This window comes from Holospora curviuscula (assembly GCF_002930195.1).
Taxonomy (GTDB): domain Bacteria; phylum Pseudomonadota; class Alphaproteobacteria; order Holosporales; family Holosporaceae; genus Holospora; species Holospora curviuscula.
On sequence record NZ_PHHC01000002.1, the window covers coordinates 1 to 5,984 of the forward strand.

Annotated in this window: 5 protein-coding genes; 3 read left to right on the forward strand and 2 right to left on the reverse strand. The window is 37.9% G+C overall.

The annotated features are described in order from the left end of the window. Positions 1 to 201 (reverse strand): hypothetical protein (locus HCUR_RS00015; protein ID WP_129591771.1); only part of this gene is annotated, 201 nt, incomplete at its 3' end. 2,254 nt (positions 202 to 2,455) lie between these two features. Here HCUR_RS00015 and HCUR_RS00030 point away from each other — a divergent pair. The 3 genes from HCUR_RS00030 to ruvB are packed head-to-tail and all read left to right on the forward strand — an operon-like array spanning position 2,456 to position 5,035. After that, positions 2,456 to 3,007 (forward strand): CDP-alcohol phosphatidyltransferase family protein, encoded by a 552-nt coding sequence (locus HCUR_RS00030; protein ID WP_104206217.1) that lies wholly within the window; start codon positions 2,456 to 2,458, stop codon positions 3,005 to 3,007. Next, a complete protein-coding gene (locus tag HCUR_RS00035; RefSeq protein WP_104206218.1) occupies positions 2,994 to 4,046 on the forward strand; it encodes an AI-2E family transporter in 1,053 nt (350 codons plus the stop codon). Before HCUR_RS00030 ends, HCUR_RS00035 begins: the two co-directional genes overlap by 14 nt. Then, a complete protein-coding gene (ruvB, locus tag HCUR_RS00040; RefSeq protein ID WP_104206219.1) occupies positions 4,043 to 5,035 on the forward strand; it encodes a Holliday junction branch migration DNA helicase RuvB in 993 nt (330 codons plus the stop codon). Before HCUR_RS00035 ends, ruvB begins: the two co-directional genes overlap by 4 nt. 156 nt (positions 5,036 to 5,191) lie before the next feature. Here the strand turns inward: ruvB and HCUR_RS00045 are convergent. Beyond that, the coding region (locus HCUR_RS00045; protein WP_129591774.1) for an ISAs1 family transposase at positions 5,192 to 5,984 on the reverse strand (793 nt) is incomplete at its 5' end.

The window sequence follows — 5,984 nt, forward strand, 5'->3', positions numbered from 1 at the left end:
ATATGCTGTATTAATTTTTTCGATGGCTCCTTTTATTTGCGCTGAAGAAAAAGCTTTAGAGTCTTTAAAGTTTTTTAGACTATCAATAAACGCATCTTTGAGCAATTTCAGCGCCATAGGGTCTTGTCCGAAAGGAAGAGTATAGGCAGGGGGAAACAATGCAAAAAAGTCTTCTTTACTCTTTACGGTATCTAACCGCACTTCATGCCCCCTATTAAAAGACTCGCCTAATCTGTGAAGATAGATTTTTTACTCTATTGGTAATTTTTTTTATTAAATGTTTTTATAATATAAAATAGAATAAAAAATTTTAAATGTTTTCTTTATTAATTTATATCTCAAATATTCTGTAGCACATACTCGCGGTTAAAGGGGGCAGTATATTTATGATGCTGAGGGTACCATGGCTGGCACCCATGGACTAAGTTCCTTATGCGTTAGTATTTAATTAAAAATTACCTTATCATTTCTGACAATACGCCTTTTTAAACAAGCTTGCAAACCAAGGTAGCTCTACAAGATTGTGGACGTATTTACTGCTTGAATAATTAGGTTAGGTGATCCGATTTTTCAGAATCTTTCAGTAATGCATTAAGAGCATGGCTTGAGGCGTCTTTCCTATCATTCTGTGTACTAAGTTAACTGCGTGAACAGCATCTCTAAATTTTTCTTTCTGACCTGTGAAACTTTTATTTATTTTTTTATCTCCATCAATACTCGCATCGAATAAACCAAAAAAGTTTACAATAAAGCAAGTAAGTAGAGATTCCTTATACATATTAGTTGCGATTAAAACTTAAAATTTTTATTGCATTACTTTTCACAAATTTTGTCAATTCTTTTAAAAAAATTTCTTATCAATCAACGTAATGTGAGCTTTGGCTAAAAACGTGTAAGATCCTACGTCCCGTAGGACATCAGCCCAGTGTTCTCGAGTCTGTTGATCAATGCTTTGTGCGCCATGAAAAATTTTATTTTCGAGATCACTTCCATGATAACTCGCAATACAAACAGTCTTTTAATGCTTGATCACAGAAAAATTTCTGACAATTTTGAATGCCTTAGGGTGTCTTTACCCATAAAAGATCACGCCATTCCTCTAGCTTAGACCATCCTTCAACCCAAGGGGTTCATTGGGTTCGATGTCAAGAAAAGGCTCCTTACCTACGGCTTCTAGATGATACCGGAAGGTATCTTCCTCCTGTGGAGGCGACAGGTTTTATGGGATAAGGACTCTCATTTCTGGGTATCAGGCGCATTATTAGTTCTATCGATGCTAATTGTAGTGTAGGAAGGGGGCGAGATCTCTACCAGAGATGCGGTAAAACTGAAACGTGTTCCTGCTTTAAACACGCTTCGTTTTGTAACACGGACATTCATAATTTTAACGCTCGGGGGGATGCATGACAAAAACCCAGTACAAACAGAAAAACCCTATCCAAGATCTGATTCTTTTTTTAGCTTATATTGGGCCGATTCCAGCAAAAGATCTCCCTGAGAACGTTAAGCCAAGATTATTTAAAAAAACCTACAGATCCATGCCGTCCTTCTTTAAGCGTGGCCTGTGTTTTCTCCTCCAAGCCGTCTTTATCTCTCCTCAAAGTACCCAAATTTTGGCAATACAAAAATAGTGTGGGGGAAGATGTATACTCGCGATTTTTGAAAATGCTTGCATTGAACAAAAAAAGGGATAAATAAACATACTCCCTCTAAAAGCAGAATTAAATAGTAGCACTGGAGTTGCACCATTAGGCATGACCCGAAAAAAGCCCATCGTACAAAAATTATTGTGTTCCGCTCGCAAGGCTAAAGCATCCCTAAAATAAATCAGGTCCGTCATCTTCATCCATCTAGAATTATTTCATAGGTACAGGACGCTCAAGCAGAAAAGTTAAAGAATGAAAACGGCGGTGCCTAGGAATAATTCAGTGAATCATAGACTCGGCAATTGATAGTTTTTTTAGATTTTGTAGAAGCAACGCTTTACCGCCATAACCATATCAAACCCCTAAGGGCCTAGGCCACAAAGTAGAGCCAGGATTACAAAAAGGATTTATCTTACAATAGACATCAAAAAAGAAGCCAGCATTGATAAGCCGATGGTATATATCTCATCATAACTCACAGCTGCACGAAGTATAACACCTGAAGAGAGTATGAACCCTAATGCATGATTTAAGGACGCTTAAGATTTTAGACAGGCTATGGATAGATTTTTTGAAAACTTCCTACTATCTAGTGATAACCACTATTTTAACGTGCTGAAGAACTGAAGGTTTTGAAGTTTTTAGTCATATATATTATTTTTTTAAATTATTTATAAATAAATCATTTTTTATTTAAAATTTATTAAATGATATTTTATGTACAATGTGTATAGTACAAAAAAGAACAATTTATTTTTTTTTGCAAATCTAGTATACTGAAAATCATTCGTCTGCCTGTTCTAGTCTTAATGTTTAAAAAAGTTTTCCAGAAATCTTGGGGACCCAATTGTCTCACAGGACTACGCTGTATCTTAGGAGTATGGATAGGAGTACGTCTGCAAGAGCACATGGACTTAACGCTGATGACGTTGTTTGTTTGCGTGATACTTACCGATGTCCTAGATGGTTGGTGGGCACGATCATATCATATGACTTCAAAATTAGGCACTGTTTTGGACCCCCTAGCAGATAAAATTATGGTCATTAGTGTAGTATTTGGGCTTGTAAAACGGGGTGTAATTCCAAAATGGTTTTTGTACTTAACACTCATTAAAGAAATAACTTTAGTTTTTGGAGGACTCTATGGAATGCATAAACAGCTTCCTTTGAATGCGCTACGATGGGGAAAAGTCGCTATGTTTGGTCAGTGTCTTTTACTTGTACTGGCTATGAGCCGTATTCTTTATCCTTGGTATCATATTGGATACGAGGTTTATATCGGGTGTGTCACTGCAATTATGATGATTGCGTGGATAACCTACCTATTGCGAACAAAGGACATGTGGCATGACAAAGTTTGAAAAGCAGTGTCTGAGCGTGGGAATTTTTGGCATTTTAGCCACGACTCTGTATTGGACTTTCAGCGCACTCATTCCGTTTATTGCAGCGTTCGTTTGGGCTTATCTATGGCGTCCTATTCTCTTAAAAGCTCAAAATTATAATATTGCTTCTGGAATCACTGCTTTTTCTATTACTTTCTTGACCTATTTTGTCTTAGCAGCAACGTGTATTGTATTGATTCCTTCTGTAAAGCATTTATTAGTGTTTTTATTTCAAAACCTCTCTTTAGGTAAAGAAGAGATCTTGAATACAATTTCCCTCATTTTAAAAAAAATACATATTTCTCCTCAAGGCTCCTATTGGATAGAACGTACGTTAGAAGAGGGGCTTTCTATTACTACCATTAAGCTTAAGGAGATCATGTTTTATGTGCTACAAAGTGGATTAAATGCAGCAAAAATTGTTACCATAATCGCTATGGCACCTTTTTTAAGTTTTTACATTATGAAAGATTGGGCCTCTTTTGTGAACACTCTAATATCCTGGATTCCTATCCCATATCGTAAATCTATTTTAAAAGGACTAGAGCAAGTTCATCTAACTTTTTCTGCTTATTTGCGAGGCCAAGCCTTAGTATGTATCAGTTTGTGCGGATATTACGCTATAACACTTAATTTCTTCGGTCTTCAATTTGGATGGCTGATTGGCGTATTGATTGGATTTTTTTCTTTTATTCCTTATTTAAGTGTTTTTATAGGAATCTGTGTTTCTTTTTTGATCGCGCTATTAACCTCTACAGCAGTGAGTCTCAAGATATTAACAGTTATTTTTGTTATTGGATACGGACTAGAGGCACTATTTTTAACCCCTTTTCTTATTGGAAAACGTATTGGACTGCATCCTACCATTGTATTGTTGGCGATTTTTTCTTTAGGACACGCTATGGGAATTATTGGGATTTTACTTTCTGCGCCGTTAACTGCCATCGTAGTTGCGTGTATCAGACTAGTTAAAGAATATTACTTAAAAAGTATATTTTACCGCGGCACTTGTGGATGAAAGATCCCAAGATTATGTCTCAAGAGCACCCTATAGACCTTTTTTTGCGTCCTAATTCTTTTGAAGGATTTATTGGTCAACGTCAATGTATTGAAAATTTAAAAATTTTTTTAAAGGCAGCACAGCATCGAAAAGAGCCTCTAGATCACGTGTTATTGCACGGTCCTCCTGGTCTAGGAAAAACCACACTGGCTCACCTTATTGCTAAATCCTGTGAAAGCCGTTTAAAAATTACCTCAGCTCCCGTTTTGATGAAGACGGGAGACTTGGCAGCATTGTTAACAGGTTTACAAAAACAAGATGTTTTATTTATTGATGAAATTCATCGGCTTCCTATTTCTGTGGAAGAAACCCTCTACAGCGCCATGGAAGATCGTCGTCTAGACATTATTTTAGGCGATGGTCCGCACGCTCAATCCATGCGTCTTACCTTGGAACCTTTTACGCTTATTGGGGCAACGACCCGTATCGGACTTTTAAGTACTCCTTTAAAAGATCGATTTGGCATCACTTTAGCACTAGGATTTTATACAGCAGCAGAAATGGAAGCAATTATTTTACAAGGTGCCCAAATGTTAAAGATGGTACTAACTCCGGAGGCGTGCTCTGTCATTGCTGTACGGGCTCGAGAAACTCCCCGTATCGGACTAAGGTTACTACGCCGCATTCGAGACTTCGGGGATGCTTGGAATCGTTCTCTAATCGATGAATCTTTAGTACTGCAAGCATTGAGTGCACTAGGTATTAATAGTTTAGGGTTAGACGGGTTAGATCAGCGCTACTTAGTGGCCTTGGGGTGTCTATTTCAAGGAGGTCCTGTGGGTATTGAAACGTTATCTGCTACCCTTAGCGAAACGAAAGATACACTAGAAGATGTGGTAGAACCCTATCTTTTACAAAAAGGTCTTATTCAAAGAACGCCCCGAGGACGGGCAATTACATCATCAGGCCAAGAAGCACTGTCTTTATGTCAATCTTTGAGTCAATAAATTTTCTTTGTGTAGATACGTTAAGACGCACATGTTAGAACCAGTCTTCACAATGATGCAACGTTTCTAATCAAGAGCCTAAAGTATGCAATCACAATATTATTCTCTTCCGCAAAAATAGAACTTTCATACTCTTTGGAGCGCCTTGGAAACTGATTAAGCCAAGACAACGTGCGGCTCCACGCCCCATCTTTTGGCCAAAATAGACCTCCCTTGAGTCAGGCGAGCCGATATCTTACTTGTTTTCTTCAAAACAACGTATCCTTCCGTTGTTTTCCAATAACCGGTATAGGCGCAAACACTCTTAAGCGTTGAATCTTTTCTTAAGGCTTCTTGAAATACAGCACAGTCTCCAGCCGTATCATGAATGTCTCCCCATGAATGCCACGTTCTGAAGCGTTGTCCCAGGACCACCTCATAAAAAATTTTGTTGCAAGATACGAAAAAGTATGTCATCACTCCAGCCCCATCCCATTTTTCTGAACCTCTTGATTGATTGTCCTGGCACATGAGCTTGTTCAGAGCTATATGCCTGCTTATTGCCATACTGTGGCGAGCGTTTTCCTTCCGTATTCTCCTTTGATCCTCACCAAATGATCTATCTACTACCCAATGTAAGACCCAATGGCTTTTAATATATGAGAGCATTGTTTCAAGAGTGACCTCTAAAGAAGATTCATAATACCGCACTTCACTAAAAAACTTAGCTTTTATCTCACCAGCCGATTCTATCCGCGCAATGCTTTTAATAGAACGCCCATTAGGAGTATTTAAGATGAGCCATTGACTATCCTGACTTAACGAGCATTTTCTAACTTCAACCCTAGCGTGCCCCTTATCATAATTTTCGCAATATTTGATCGCTTCTAAGGATACTTTTTCAAAATATCGCGTCACATCATCTGAAAGATTTCCCTCATTACCTTTGAGAGAGCATAGATAACGTCCT